General features: G+C 74.3%; 15 protein-coding genes and 1 pseudogene. 6 read left to right on the top strand and 10 right to left on the bottom strand.

The features are described 5' to 3' along the window. Positions 1-118 precede the first annotated feature (118 nt). The 3 genes from ABZ881_RS11875 to ABZ881_RS11865 all read left to right on the top strand — a co-directional run bounded on the left by ABZ881_RS11875 (position 119) and on the right by ABZ881_RS11865 (position 2,785). Complete coding sequence (locus ABZ881_RS11875) at positions 119-1,156, top strand: LLM class flavin-dependent oxidoreductase (RefSeq protein WP_358483945.1); 1,038 nt, start codon at positions 119-121, stop codon at positions 1,154-1,156. Between the two features lie 79 nt (positions 1,157-1,235). Continuing rightward, positions 1,236-2,045, top strand: a complete 810-nt coding sequence (locus ABZ881_RS11870; protein WP_344025371.1) for an alpha/beta hydrolase — start codon at positions 1,236-1,238, stop codon at positions 2,043-2,045. A 2-nt stretch (positions 2,046-2,047) separates the two neighbouring features. Further along, entirely contained in the window at positions 2,048-2,785 is a 738-nt protein-coding gene (locus ABZ881_RS11865) for an SDR family NAD(P)-dependent oxidoreductase (RefSeq protein WP_358483943.1), read from the top strand. 77 nt (positions 2,786-2,862) lie between these two features. Here ABZ881_RS11865 and ABZ881_RS11860 read toward each other — a convergent pair whose 3' ends face one another. From ABZ881_RS11860 to ABZ881_RS11850, 3 genes are read right to left on the bottom strand one after another with little or no spacing between them, the layout of a single operon-like run. Continuing rightward, positions 2,863-3,264 carry a nuclear transport factor 2 family protein gene (locus ABZ881_RS11860; RefSeq protein WP_358483942.1) on the bottom strand — a complete coding sequence of 134 codons (402 nt, stop codon included), beginning with the start codon at positions 3,262-3,264 and terminating at the stop codon, positions 2,863-2,865. After that, positions 3,261-3,914 carry a TetR/AcrR family transcriptional regulator gene (locus tag ABZ881_RS11855; protein ID WP_358483941.1) on the bottom strand — a complete coding sequence of 218 codons (654 nt, stop codon included), beginning with the start codon at positions 3,912-3,914 and terminating at the stop codon, positions 3,261-3,263. The genes ABZ881_RS11860 and ABZ881_RS11855 overlap by 4 nt, the downstream gene beginning before the upstream one ends. A gap of 51 nt (positions 3,915-3,965) precedes the next feature. Beyond that, a complete protein-coding gene (locus ABZ881_RS11850) occupies positions 3,966-5,057 on the bottom strand; it encodes an LLM class flavin-dependent oxidoreductase (RefSeq protein WP_358483940.1) in 1,092 nt (363 codons plus the stop codon). 109 nt (positions 5,058-5,166) lie between these two features. Between ABZ881_RS11850 and ABZ881_RS11845 the strand changes: the two genes are divergently transcribed. Both ABZ881_RS11845 and ABZ881_RS11840 read left to right on the top strand, forming a co-directional pair. Then, entirely contained in the window at positions 5,167-6,522 is a 1,356-nt protein-coding gene (locus ABZ881_RS11845; protein WP_358483939.1) for a helix-turn-helix domain-containing protein, read from the top strand. 97 nt (positions 6,523-6,619) lie between these two features. Continuing rightward, a complete protein-coding gene (locus ABZ881_RS11840; protein ID WP_358483938.1) occupies positions 6,620-7,915 on the top strand; it encodes an acyl-CoA dehydrogenase family protein in 1,296 nt (431 codons plus the stop codon). Between the two features lie 7 nt (positions 7,916-7,922). Here the strand turns inward: ABZ881_RS11840 and ABZ881_RS11835 are convergent, their stop codons facing one another. The 7 genes and pseudogenes from ABZ881_RS11835 to ABZ881_RS11805 form a co-directional block, all read right to left on the bottom strand. Continuing rightward, positions 7,923-8,438 carry a gamma carbonic anhydrase family protein gene (locus ABZ881_RS11835; protein ID WP_358483936.1) on the bottom strand — a complete coding sequence of 172 codons (516 nt, stop codon included), beginning with the start codon at positions 8,436-8,438 and terminating at the stop codon, positions 7,923-7,925. Positions 8,439-8,526: 88 nt separating this feature from the next. After that, positions 8,527-9,402, bottom strand: a pseudogene (locus tag ABZ881_RS11830) (D-2-hydroxyacid dehydrogenase family protein); the annotation flags it as partial. Between the two features lie 10 nt (positions 9,403-9,412). Beyond that, positions 9,413-9,940, bottom strand: a complete 528-nt coding sequence (locus ABZ881_RS11825) for an O-acetyl-ADP-ribose deacetylase (protein ID WP_358483935.1) — start codon at positions 9,938-9,940, stop codon at positions 9,413-9,415. Beyond that, positions 9,937-10,710, bottom strand: a complete 774-nt coding sequence (locus tag ABZ881_RS11820; protein ID WP_358483933.1) for a 5-formyltetrahydrofolate cyclo-ligase — start codon at positions 10,708-10,710, stop codon at positions 9,937-9,939. Before ABZ881_RS11820 ends, ABZ881_RS11825 begins: the two co-directional genes overlap by 4 nt. Positions 10,711-10,714: 4 nt before the next feature. Then, a complete protein-coding gene (locus ABZ881_RS11815; RefSeq protein WP_358483932.1) occupies positions 10,715-10,969 on the bottom strand; it encodes a Rho termination factor N-terminal domain-containing protein in 255 nt (84 codons plus the stop codon). A gap of 9 nt (positions 10,970-10,978) precedes the next feature. Beyond that, the gene (locus tag ABZ881_RS11810) at positions 10,979-11,461 is read right to left on the bottom strand and encodes an NUDIX domain-containing protein (protein WP_358483930.1); all 483 of its coding nucleotides are present in this window, start codon (positions 11,459-11,461) and stop codon (positions 10,979-10,981) included. Beyond that, positions 11,449-12,144: a GNAT family N-acetyltransferase gene (locus tag ABZ881_RS11805; RefSeq protein WP_358483928.1), complete on the bottom strand. Its 696-nt coding sequence runs from the start codon at positions 12,142-12,144 to the stop codon at positions 11,449-11,451. The genes ABZ881_RS11810 and ABZ881_RS11805 overlap by 13 nt, the downstream gene beginning before the upstream one ends. A gap of 234 nt (positions 12,145-12,378) precedes the next feature. Here ABZ881_RS11805 and ABZ881_RS11800 point away from each other — a divergent pair, with 234 nt between their 5' ends. Continuing rightward, entirely contained in the window at positions 12,379-13,197 is an 819-nt protein-coding gene (locus ABZ881_RS11800) for a DedA family protein (RefSeq protein ID WP_358483927.1), read from the top strand. Positions 13,198-13,214 lie beyond the last annotated feature (17 nt).

Genomic DNA, 13,214 nt, shown 5'->3' with positions numbered 1-13,214 from the left:
ACGTTACGGCCGGTCCGCCCGGCTGTCGCGGGGGCGCGGCCGTCCGGTTTGGCGGAGTCGACAACGCGGCGGCCGGCCGGGGGGTGACAGCGCCCACCCCGGCGACCAGGGTGCCGCCATGACCAGCGTGCGCGAGACCTCCGCCGGTACCGGTCCGGCCTTCGGGCTCTGGTACGACTTCCGCAATCCGGTCCCGGACCGGCCCTTCGGCTCGTTCTACGCCGAGGTGCTCGACCAGATCTCCTGGGCCGAGCAGAAGGGCCTGGACTCGGTGTGGCTGACCGAGCACCACTTCTGCGACGACGGCTACAGCCCGTCGCCGTTCGTGCTCGCGTCGGCGATCGCGCAGCGCACGTCGCGGATGCGGATCGGGACGAATCTGATCGTCTCCCCGCTGCACGACCCGGTGCGGCTCGCCGAGGACTCGGCGACGCTGTCGCTGCTGTCCGGCGGCCGGTTCGATCTCGGCGTCGGGCAGGGCTACTGGGTCCGCGAGTTCGAGGCGTTCGGCCGGAAGGTCACCCAGCGGCCGAGCCTGCTCGAGGAGGGCGTGGAGGTGATTCGGCAGGCGTGGTCCGGCTCCGCGGCCGGTTACCAGGGCCGCCGCTACCGGTTGCCGCCGCTGCCGGTCACCCCGGTCCCGGAGACGCCGCCGCAGCTGCTGGTCGGGGCGATGGCCGACGTCGCGATCGAGCGGGCCGCCCGGATCGGCGACGGCTTCCTGTCCACCCAGAACGCGCACCACCGCAGCTACCTCGACGCCCTGGAGCGGCTCGGCCGCCCGGTCGCGGACGCCCGGATCTACGCCGGCCAGTGGGCGATCGTCGCCGAGGACCCGGAGCGGGTGTGGTCCCGGATCGGGCAGCACGCGCTCTACCAGCTCAACGAGTACATCTCCTGGGGCGCGTTCGGCCCGCCGGACGAGGTGCCGCGGTTCACCGACCCGGCGCAGATCGTCGAGGCGGGCGCCTACCAGCTGATGGACGCCGAGCTGGCGGTGACCCACTTCAGCGGGCTGCTCGCCGCGACACCGCAGATCCGGGACGTGCACTTCTGGGCGATGCTCCCCGGCGAGCCGGTGGACAGCGGCTCCGAGCGGATCGCCTACCTGGCCGACAAGGTCGTCCCGGCGGTGCGCGAACGGCTGCGGGCCTGATCCCTGGCCCGCACCGGACGACGGACGGCGGCGGCCGCACACGCAGCTCGACGCACACGACGAGAAGGAGTGATCGACGATGGCGTTCCTCGAGGTGGAGGACGGCAAGCGGGTGTTCTACGAGCACCACGCCGGGACCGGGCGGCCGGTGGTGCTGGTGCACGGCTGGGCCGCGAACGCGCGCTGCTGGGACACGACGCTGTCCGCGCTGCTCGCCGCCGGGCACTCGGTCACCACGATCGAGCACCGCGCCTGCGGCCGGTCGGACGCCGACTTCGCGGACGCCTCGATCGGCGCGATCGCCGGTGACGTGGTCGCGCTCGTCGAGCACCTCGGGCTGCGCGAACCGGTGCTGAACGGCTGGTCGCTCGGCGGCGCCGTGGTCGTCGAGGCGGCCCGCCGGCTCGGGTCGAACCTGGGCGGCCTGGTGCTGACCGGCGGGGCGACGCCGCGCTACACCTCCGCCGACGGCTGGCCGTACGGCGGCACCCCGGACGACGTCGAGGGCGTACTCGCCGGGCTCGCCGCGGACCGGCCCGGCACCTTCCGCGCCGTCGCCGAGGCGGTCTGCGCGAAGCCGGTCGGGGAGCCCGTCGTGCAGTCGATCTGGCTGGCTTTCCTGGAGTCCGGCCCGCGGTGCGGCGACACCCTGCGCGATCTCGCGCACATCGACCAGCGGGAGATCCTCCCGACGCTGGACGTCCCGGTCCTGCTGCTGGCCGGCCGGGAGGACGGCTTCGTGTCGTTCGACGCGGTCGCCGCCTCCCGCACGCTGTTCCCGGACGCCCGGCTGGTCGAGTTCGGCGGCGTCGGGCACGCGCCGTTCCTGGAGGACGGCGAGACCTACCGGACCGAGCTCCTGGGGTTCCTGGCCCGGTCGGGGAGCTGAGGGTGGGGCGGACCTGGGTGGTGACCGGCGGCTCCCGCGGGATCGGCCGCGCCGTCGTCGACCGGGCGCTCGCCGAGGGGGACACCGTGCACGTGCTGGCCCGGTCGGTGGACCGGGACGGCTGGCCGCCCGCGGTCCGGGACCGGGTGCTCCCGGTGCCGGCCGACATCGGCGACGCGGACTCGGTGCGGCGTGCGCTGGACGCCGTCGAGCGGGCCTCCGGCTCGGTCGACGTGTTGGTCCAGTCGGCCGGCGTGCACCGCGGCGGCCGGCTCGAACGGCTCGGCGACGACGCCTGGGACGAGGTGCTGACCACCAACCTGACCGGCGCGTTCCGGGTCGCGCGGGCGGCCCGGCCGCTGCTCGGCGAGGGCTCGTCGATCGTCAACATCGGGGCCGTCGTCGGGTTGCGGGGCTACCCGGGTGACGCCGCGTACGGCTCGGCGAAGGCCGGCCTGGCCGGCCTCACCCGGACCCTGGCGATGGAGCTCGCACCGGACGGCGTCCGGGTCAACCTGGTGGTGCCGGGCTTCGTCGACACCGAGATGACGGCCGGGCTCTCGGCGGGCTCGCGGGCCGCCGTGGTGGACGGAATCCCGCTGGGCCGCCCCGGCCGGGCCGGGGAGATCGCGGACGTGGTGTGGATGGTGGCCGGGGCGACCTACATGACCGGTTCGACGGTCGCGGTCGACGGCGGGCTGCTCGCGTCCTTCGGCGCCCCCCGGCCACGGCGCGGCTGAGTCAATGCTTTTGAGACACCCCCACCGTGCACGACGCCGCCGGCCCCGCAGCCGTCACGGCTGCGGGGCCGGTCGGCTCACGGCGTCACGAACACCGCGGTGGTGTGCTCGGTGTCCAGGTACTCCTTCACCGACGAGATGCGGCCGTCCCGCACGGTGAACAAGAAATGGTACAGGTTGTTGTAGACGCGGCCGTTCTTCAGCTCGGTGTAGGACTCGGTCTCCACCGCGACCCGGTCGCCCTCGGCGGTGAAGGCCAGCGGGGTCAGCCGGACCGCGCCGCTCGTGGTCGACGAGGCGATCCCGGAGACCATCTCCCGGAAGCCGGCCTTGTCCTTGGTGCCGGAGATCCCGGGGATGGTGCCGGCCACCCACCAGGTCGCGTCGTCGGTCAGCCGGTCCATGATCCCGTCGACGTCGCCGGCCGAGAACACCTCCATGAACTCGGTGACGATCTTCTTGTTCTGCTCGCTGCTCACGTGTCGCCGTCCCTCGTGGTCGGCCCGCCCCCGGCGGTGGGGGCTGGCGGGGCCAGCTGGCGGACGACCATCTCGGCGTAGCGGTCGGCGATCTGCTCGATCGTCAGCCGCCCGCCCGGGTCGAACCACTCGTTGGGCCCGTTGATCAGGTCCAGGATCGCCAGGGTGGCCAGCCGGGGGTCGGGGCAGTCGAACTCGCCCGCGTCGACCCCCTCGGCGAGATGCCGTGCGATCCTGCGCTGGTAGTCGCGCCGGTAGCCCTGCACGGCCTCCAGCCGGTCCGGGGACAGTGCGCGCAGCTCCCGTCCCGCGACGAGCCACGCGTCCCGGTTGGCGCCGATGTGCGTGATGTGCGCGCGCACCAGGCGGGCCAGCCGTTCGGCGTGGCTCTCCGGACCGTCCAGGAGCGGCATCTGCTCGACGACCATGTCGCGGTCCACGACGTAGATCGTGTGCAGGAGCAGCTCCTCCTTGCTGCGGAAGTGGTGGTAGAGCGACGCGGCCTGCATGCCGGCGGCGTCGGCGAGGGCACGCATGCCGACGCCGTGGTAGCCGTGTTCGCGGAACATGCGGCTCGCCAGCGCGACGAGCTCGGCCTTGCGGGTGCCTCCGCGGGAGGGCCGATGCCCGTCGCTCGGATCGACGTTCATGACCCGAGACCCTGTCACTGTCCCCACCTCCGGTGGAGGCCGGGCGCCCGGTCAGGCGGGCACCGGCGCCGTCACGCCCATCTTGTGCAGTTCGGGCACGACCTTCTCGCCGAACAGCTTCAGGCTGGCCCGGACCTTGTCGAACGGCAGGCCCGCGAACGACGGCGCCACGTTCGGCTGGTGGTCGCCGAACAGCTCCAGGCGGTGCCGGTACTTCTCGACGATCTGCTCCGGCGTACCCCAGATCTGGGTGTCCGCGTATCCGGCCGCGGCGGCCTCCATCCCGGCCTCGCGGATCATGTCCGCACCGGCCTGGTACGCCTCGTAGCCCTTCGTCTCGCGCCAGTGCTTCCCGGCGAAGTCGTAGTGCTTGACAACCGAGATGAAGTAGCGCGACAGGTACTCGCGGGCGGTCTGCTCGGCGACGTCGGGGTCCTCGTGGCAGTAGATGAAGTCCTGGGTGAGCACCGGGCCCGGTTCGGTGCCGTGGGTCTCCCGGTACACCTCGCGGTAGCGCTCGATCGCCGGGACGTGCTGCTCGGCCGGGTACTGCATGAAGGTCATCATCCGGGCGCCGATCTTCGCCACCGCGGGCACCGAGTCCGGGGACATCGCGACGCCGTAGAGCCTGCCGTCCCAGTCGTTCCCGGCCTCCGGGGCCGGACGGATGTCCACCCGGGGCTGGTCGTAGTAGGTGCCGTGGTGCTCGACGTAGCCCTTCCGCAGGCCCTCGATGATCAGCGGGGCGGCCTCGTCGAACCGGCCGCGGGACTCGTTCATGTCCTGGCGGAAGCCCTCGTACTCCATCTTCGCCAGGCCGCGGCCCATCCCGAACACGACCCGTCCGCGGGACAGGATGTCGAGCATCGCGACCTTCTCGACCACCCGGAGCGGGTCGTTCCACGGCAGGATCACCGCGCCGGTGCCGAGCTTGATCCGGCTGGTCCGGCCGGCCAGGTAGGTCATCAGCTGCAGGTTGTCCGGGCACATCGAGTAGTCGTCGAAGTGGTGCTCGGCCGCCCAGGCGGAGTCGAAGCCGTACTCCTCGGCGAGCACGCCGAGCTCGGCCTCCTGGCGGAACATCTCCGCGTCGCTCAGATCCTCGTGCCAGTTCTGGAAGACAAGCAGGACACCGACATCCATGGCGGTTCGCCTTTCCTCGGATCAGGGGTTGCCTAACGATCGTTAGGGCTGCGAGGGTAGTGTGACTCGTCACAGCGGGTCAAGGCGCCGACGGAGGTGGCAGCGAGCGATGGCCAGACCCCTCATGGCCGAGCCGGACCCCGGTACGCGGCCCGGGCCGGTACTCGTCCCGGACCCGCCCGATCCGCTGGTCCGGCTGCTGGGCGGGCTGTCCGCCGCGGTGCTCGACGGCGCCGGGCCGGAACGCCTGGTGATCCGCGCCGCCGAGCTGCTCGGCCTGCCGGTGGCGCTGCGGTCGCCCGACCTGGGCCGGGTGCGCTGCTGGTCGGCACCCGCCGCCTTCCGGCTGGACGCACCGCCGCCGCTGCCCGCGACGGCGCTCGCCGTGCCCGGGGTGCGGCGCGCCGTCGCGCGGCTCGGCCCGGCCCGGCCCTCGGTCGTCCTGCCGCCGGACCCGGTGCACGGCCCGGCCCGCCGGCACCTGCTCGCCGTGCTGACGGGGGAGGACGGCGTCGCCGGCTACCTCGACGTCGCCGAGCTCGGGCGTCCGCTGCGCCCGGCGGACACCCCGGCCGCGGAACAGGCGGCGGCGATCCTGTCGGTCCAGCTGCTCGGCGAGACCGTCGCCGAACGGGCGGTCGCCCGGGACCGCGACGACGTCCTCACCGATCTGCTGCACGGCACCCGGGACGAGCCGGACCTACGCCGGCTCGCCGTCCGTGCGGGGCTCGATCCGGCCGCCGCCCACCTGCTGGTGCGGTTCCCGGTGCGCGACGGCCGCTCGGCGTCGGGCTGCCGGGACGCGGTCGCGGATGCGCTCGGCGGGGCGGCCGGTGATGCGGTCGGTGACCTGCCCGGCGCGGTCCCGGCGGTGCTGCCCGGGCCGGACGCCGTGCTGGCGCTGCTGGAGCTGCCCGCCGATCCGGCCCCCGGCGGGCTCCGCGCCGTGCACCGCGCGCTGCGCGGACGGCTGGACCGGATCGCGGCCGTCACCGGGGTGCGGCGCGCGGTCGTCTCCGGCGCGGTCCGCGAGATCAGCGGCCTGCCCGCGGCACTCGCCGAGACCGGCGACGTCGACCGGCTGGCCGCCGCGCTCGGCGGGACCGCCGACGTCGTCGGGGTGCCGGAGCTGCGGACGCTGCGGCTGGTGGTGGACGGCGGCCGGGCCGCGGCCGCCGCCCGGTTCGCCGAGCAGTGCCTCGGGCCGCTGCGCCGCAGCGACGCCGAGACCGGTGGCGACCTGGTCGAGACCCTGCGCCGCTACCTGGCCGCCGGCGCCCAGGTCCGGGCGGCGGCCGCCCGGCTCGGCGTGCACGAGAACACCGTCCGCTACCGGCTCGGCCGGATCGAACACCTGACCGGGCTGGACATGCGCCGGTTCGACGCGCTGCTCACCGCCCAGCTCGCGCTGCAGGTGGACGTCCTCGCCGCCGGCGCGGCACCACTCCAGGAGGGAACACCATGACCGTGCAGGACACCCTGCGGGCCCGGGTCGCGACCGTCGCCGGCGCCGAGGAGACCGCCGCGACGGCCGCCCACCCGGCCCGCGAGGGCGACTTCTGATGTGGGACTTCGAGACCGAGCCGGAGTACCAGGAGAAGCTGGACTGGGTGGACGCGTTCGTCCGGGACGAGATCGAGCCGCTCGACCTGGTGCTCGGCGACCCCTACGACAAGTCCGACGCGACCGCGCGCCGGCTGGTCCGGCCGCTGCAGCAGCAGGTCCGCGACCGCGGGCTGTGGGCCGCGCACCTGCGGCCCGAGCTGGGCGGCCAGGGCTACGGCCAGGTCCGGCTGGCGCTGCTCAACGAGCTGCTCGGCCGGTCCCGGTGGGCGCCGACGGTGTTCGGCTGCCAGGCCCCGGACTCGGGAAACGCCGAGATCCTGGCGCATTTCGGCACCGACACGCAGAAGCAGCGCTACCTGCAGCCGCTGCTCGACGGCGAGATCTCCTCCTGCTACTCGATGACCGAGCCGCAGGCCGGCGCCGATCCGACGCTGTTCAGCACCCGCGCGGTCCCGGACGGCGACGGCTGGGTGATCGACGGCGAGAAGTGGTTCTCGTCGAACGCCCGGCACGCGTCGTTCCTGATCGTGATGGCGGTGACCGATCCGGACGCCGCGCCGCACGACCGGATGTCGATGTTCATCGTGCCCCGGGAGACGCCCGGCCTGACGATCGTCCGCGACGCCGGTGTCGGCACCGAGTCACCCGAGCACTCCAGTCACGCCTACCTGCGCTACGACGGCGTGCGGGTGCCCGGCGACCACCTGCTGGGGGAGCGGGGGCGGGCGTTCGCGATCGCCCAGACCCGGCTCGGCGGCGGCCGGATCCACCACGGGATGCGCACCATCGCCCAGATGCGCCGCGCGTTCGACCTGATGCTGGAGCGGGCCGTGTCGCGCAGCACCCGGACCGGCCGGCTCGCCGACATGCAGTCCACCCAGGACAAGGTCGCGGAGAGCTGGATCGACCTGGAGCAGTTCCGGCTGCTGCTGCTGCGGACGGCCTGGCTGATCGACCGGCACCAGGACTACCGGGCGGTACGCAAGGACATCGCCGCGGTCAAGGTGGTGATGCCGCGGGTCTACCACGACGTGGTGCAGCGGGCGATGCAGCTGCACGGGGCGCTGGGCATCTCCAACGAGATGCCGTTCTCGGCGATGATGGTCGACGCCCAGGTGATGGCGATCGCGGACGGCCCGACCGAGGTGCACCGGCAGACCCTGGCCCGGCAGCTGCTGCGCGACGTCGAGCCGGGCGAGCCGCTGTTCGGGTCCGGGCACCTGCCGGCCCGCGCCGACGCGGCCCGCGCGCACGTCGCGGCCCGGCTGGAGCACCTGGTGGCGAACGCCTGACGCCGGATCAGCCGTCCGCGGTCGCGGCCCGATGCTGCCCGAGCAGGTGCACGTACGCCTCGGCGGAGAGCGGGATGGACTTCCGCTCGTCGTCGGTGAGCTCGCGGCGCACCTTCCCGGGCAGCCCGGCGACCAGCGACCCGGGCGGGACGACGGTGCCCTGGGTGAGCACGGCGCCGGCCGCGATCAGCGAGCCGGAGCCGACCCGGACCCCGTTCATCAGCACCGCACCCATCCCGACCAGCACGTCGTCGTCGATGGTGCAGCCGTGCACGACGGCCCGGTGCCCGATCGTCACCCGCTCGCCGATGGTCACCGGGAAGTCCGGGTCGGCGTGCACGACGGTGCCGTCCTGCACGTTCGACCGGGCGCCGACGGTGATCGACGCGAAGTCGGCGCGGAGCACGCAGGTGTACCAGACACCGGCGTCCGGGCCGATCCGCACGTCGCCGGCCAGCACGGCGCCGGGGGCGATCCAGGCGTCGGCGTGCACGTCGGGCCGGTGGCCGTTGATCTCGATCACGGGGTTCCTTCCGGGCGTCGATGACCCGGACCGGGGTGCCGGCCCGGAACGCGGCGACGTCGTCGGTGACGTCCGCGAAGTACTCGGCGTAGGACTGCCGGGAGGCGTAGCCGGTGTGCGGGGCGAGCACCGTGCGCGGGGCGGTCCGCAGCGGATGGTCGGCGGGCAGCGGCTCGGTGTCGTAGACGTCCAGTGCGGCGCCGCCGAGCCGGTCGGTGTGCAGCGCGTCGAGCAGCGCCTGCTCGTCGACGATCGGGCCGCGCGAGGTGTTCACCAGCAGCGCGGTCGGCTTCATCAGGGCCAGCTCGGCGGCGCCGACGGCGCCCGCCGACCGCGCGGACAGCACCAGGTGCACGCTGAGCACGTCCGCGGTGCGGAAGAACGTGGTGCGGTCCGGCGCATCGACGCCGATCTCGGCGGCCCGCGCCGCGGTCAGGTACGGGCCCCACGCCGTCACGTGCATGCCGAGCGCGCGGGCCACCGGCACCATCGCCGCGCCCAGGGTGCCCAGCCCGAGCAGCGCGAGGGTGGATCCGGCGAGCACCGTGCCCAGGCCGAGCTGCCAGCCGCCGGAGCGGATCGCGGCGTCCTGCGCGGGCAGGTTGCGGGCCAGCGCGAGCATCAGCGCCCAGGTGTGCTCGGTGGTGCTCGCCCGCGCGACGGGGCCGCGGGCACCGCAGACGGTGACGCCCCTGGCGTGCGCGGCGGCCACGTCGATCGCGGCGTTGCGCAGCCCGGTGGTGATCACCAGCCGCAGGTCCGGCAGCCCGTCCAGGACCTCGGCGGTGACCGGGGTGCGCTCGCGCATGCAGACGACGGCGTCGTACCCGCGCAGCCGGGCGACGAGCTGCGCCGGATCGGCGACGTGATCGGCGAAGGCGACCTCCTCGACGTCGCCGGGGAATCCGGTCAGCGACAGCGCGACCTGCTGGTGGTCGTCGAGCAGCGCGACGCGGAGCGGCATGCCGGCGATCCTACGTCCGCACCGCGGCCTCGAAGGCGGCCTGGACGTCGTCGTTGAACAGGACGAACCGGACGAGCGCGACGGACGTGTCCGCGGACCGGACGGTCTCCACGGCGATCCGCGCGGCGTCCGGGATCGGCCAGCCGTAGATGCCGGCGGAGACCGCGGGGAACGCGACGGTGCGCGCCCCCAGCTCGTCGGCCACCCGCAGCGACTGCCGGTAGGCGCTCGCCAGCAGGTGCGAGCGGTCCTCGCGCTTCGCGTACACCGGGCCGACGGTGTGGATCACCCAGCGGGCCGGGAGGTCGCCCGCGGTGGTGGCGACGGCCTGCCCGGTCGGGAGACCGTCCGGGTAGCGACCGGCGCGCAGCTCCCGGCACTCCGCGAGGATCGCCGGGCCGCCGCGGCGGTGGATGGCGCCGTCCACCCCGCCGCCGCCGAGCAGCGACGAGTTGGCGGCGTTCACCACGGCGTCGACCTCGGCCTCGGTGATGTCGCCGCGCTCGGTGCGGATCTCGGTGCGGATCTCGGGGCTCATCGGCGCGCCTCCTCGCGCAGCCGCCCCAGCAGCGGGATGGCCGCGATCTTCTCCTCGGTCAGCGACTCCCACACGATGCCGCCGTCGGGCCGGGTCCGCCGGTGCTCCCGGCAGTCGATCACCCGGTCCGGGGTGACGACGATGTCGACCGGCGCGTCGTGAGAGGCCCACGGGATCACCCCGGCGTCGCGCAGCTGCAGCTCGTGCACGGTGGTGACGACGAGGGTGTCGTCGGAGACCAGGCCGGCCTCGCGGGCCAGCGCGAACTCCAGGTCGGCGAATCCGCCGCCCTTGCCGAGCCGGGCGCCGTCCGCGCCGACCGCGACGCAGCCGGTGACGACAAGGTCGACCGGTTCCAGATCGGCGACGGCGATCCGGCGCGCGGAGCGGGTGGCGTGCGCGATCGAGACGGCTTTGCGCGGCGGATCGGACAGGTGGTCGGGGTCGAGCAGGAAGAACGGATCGTCCTCGGCGAGCCGGGGGACGGCCATGTAGACAGTCTTGCCGTCCTCCAGCGCGTACCGGCGGACCGGCAGCTGCGCGGAGTCCGGGTTCGACTTGACGGTCCGGGCGGACCGCCACGCGTCCAGCTCGCGCAGCCGCCGGGCGGCCCGCTCGGCGCCGACGAAGTTGGAGATCCGGTTGCGGGCCCCCGGGAACCGGGCCGCGTGCTGCTCGGTCAGCGCCGTCCACACCTCGTCGCGCAGCTCCGCCTTGCGGGCGAGGGTCTCCGGGTCGCCCCCGGCGTCGTGGTCGTGGCGGCGGCTCATCCGCTCAGTGTTCCCGCAGCGCCTCGATCAGCTGGTCGCGGGTCATGTCGGAGCGGCCCTCGATGCCGACCCGCTGGGCGCGCTGGTAGAGCTCGTCCCTCGTCATGTCCTCGTAGTCGCCGGACTCGCCGCCGCGGGCACCGACGGTGCCGCGGCCCTCCGCCGCCGCGGCGTTCGCGATCCGCGCGGACTTCTCCTTCGAGTTGCCCTCCTCGCGGAGCCGCTCGTACATCTCCTCGTCCTTGATGCTGCTCGCCATGGCCGGGGACTACCCGGCGACCAACGCCTCCAATCGGTCCAGGAACGGCTGCTGGGCGACGACGATGCGCTCCCGCGCCGTCGCCAGGTCGCACCACTGCGCGCGGTCCAGCTCCGGGAACCGGATCCGCCGCCCGGACCGGGGCGGCCACTCGATCTCGACCCAGCCGCCGTCGTCGGGCCGGTCGGCGACGGCATCGGCGCCGTCGAAGCCGGTGCCGTCGAGGGCGAACACGGTGATCGTCTTGCGGGACTGCCGGACGCTGCCGAGCGCGATCGGCTCGCCGTCCGGGGCGGGACGGCCGATCTCCTCGGCGAACTCGCGGCGGGCGGCGTCGAGCGGGGTCTCGTCCGGGCCGTGCTCGCCCTTCGGGACCGTCCAGGAGTGCTCCTTGCGGGCCCAGAACGGGCCGCCCATGTGCCCGAGCAGCACCTCGCTGCCGTCCGGTCCGGGGCGGTGCAGCAGCAGCCCGGCGCTGGTCACGGGTGGCATCGTGGTTCCTCACGGTCGATCCGGTGCACGTGGTGGCGCGGCGGGTCGACCGGGTTGTCCGGGGCGAGATCGCCGGAGGCGACCCGACGGAACCCGACCTTCTCCAGCGCCCGCCAGGACGCCCGGTTCGCTGCGCACACCGGCACGATGATCGCGGTCGCGTCCGGGTAGCGCTGCCACACCCCCGTGACGGCGGCGGCCAGGATCCGCGGGCCGAGACCGCGCCCGGTGAGCTCCGGCGGGCCGATCAGGTAGTCGATGGTGACGGCGCCGGCCGGGATCGCCATGATCGGGGCGATCTCCTCGACGTACTCGGGAAAGTCGTGCCAGCGGGCCCGCTGCAGCAGTCCGGCCGGGGTGCCGCCGACCGACACGACGAGGTCCTCGCCCGGTTCCTCGCCGCGCATCGTCGGGCCGAAGTCGCGCTGCACCGCCTCGGGGGAGGTCTCGTGGTTCCACCAGCGGCGCACGTGCGGCTCGGCCAGCCAGCCGGCCAGCATCGGGAGGTCGGCGGGGGTGAGCGGGCGGAAGGCGATCGCGCCGTGGGGTGTCGCCCTGCCAGGTGTCGTGGACTCGCCGGGTGTGGTCGCGCCCGGTGTGGCGTCGCCGGATGTCCCGGCGTCGGCGGCTGCCGTGGCGTCGACCGCTGCCGGCGCGTCGGCGGGTGCCGGATGCTCGGCCATGCCCGGACGGTAGCGGCGTGCGGGGAACCGGGCAGCCGGTTATCCGCCGGGGGGGAGTTCTGCCGCTCGCCCCGCCCGCTCGCCCCGCCGAGTGTCAGCGCCCGGCCGCTCGTCCGCGGGGACGAGACCGCCGCGGCGCCGAACTCGTCCCCGCCGACGACGTGCCGGGGCGGCGCACCGTTTAGCGTCGTCACGGACGCGGCGTGCGGGGGTGCGCCGCAGGAGGGGGAGACGGTGACCGACGAGGAGCAGCAGCCGGCCGCGGCGGCCGGGACGACCCGGGCCCGGCGGGGCCGGTGGTCACGGCGCGAGTACACCCCGGAGGAGATCGAGGCCGGCAAGCAGGCGTGGCGGGACGCGGTCCCCTGGGAGACCCCGATGAACCGCGGCGACAAGATCCTGGTCTTCTCGACGCTCGGGATCATGGCCGTGATGTTGCTGTCGCTGCCGCTGCGACCGTTCCTGCTCGCCACCCACCCGGTCGCGCTGAGCGTCGTCACCGGCAGCCTCTCGGCGATCGGCGCCGGGGCGGCGTTCGCCCGGATCGGCGAGATCGAGCTGTGGCTGGTGATCGTCGCCGGGATCTTCGGGATGATCAAGTTCGACTGGCTGTTCTGGCTCGCCGGACGCCGCTGGGGACCCAAGGTCGTGACCTTCTTCGCGCCCGGTGACGTCGCCCAGCGGTTCGTCGCCCGGGTCCGGGCCTGGCCGCGCTGGGCGATGCCGCTGGTCGTCGTCGCAGCCGCGCTGCCGGGCATCCCGGCGGTCGCGGTGTTCGCGCTGGCCGGGCTCGGCCGGATGCGGCTCGGCACGTTCCTGCTGTTCGACGCGATCGGCGCGGCCATGATCACCGGCCTGGTCGCCGGGCTGGGCTACGGCCTGGGCCAGCAGGCGGTCGACGTGGTGCTGGCGATCGACCGGTACGCGCTGTGGATCAGCCTCGCGCTGGTCGTGTTCGTCGCCTGGAGTTCCGGTCGCAGGCAGAAGGCTGCGCCCCCGGCGACCTCCGCGCCCCCGGCCGGCCCGGCCACCCCCACCGACGGTCCCGGCTGACCGGCCCACTGACCACC

The sequence above is a fragment of the Pseudonocardia sp. NPDC046786 genome (genome assembly GCF_040645415.1).
Lineage (GTDB): Bacteria > Actinomycetota > Actinomycetes > Mycobacteriales > Pseudonocardiaceae > Pseudonocardia > Pseudonocardia kongjuensis.
This window is presented reverse-complemented; position numbering and strand designations above follow the sequence as displayed.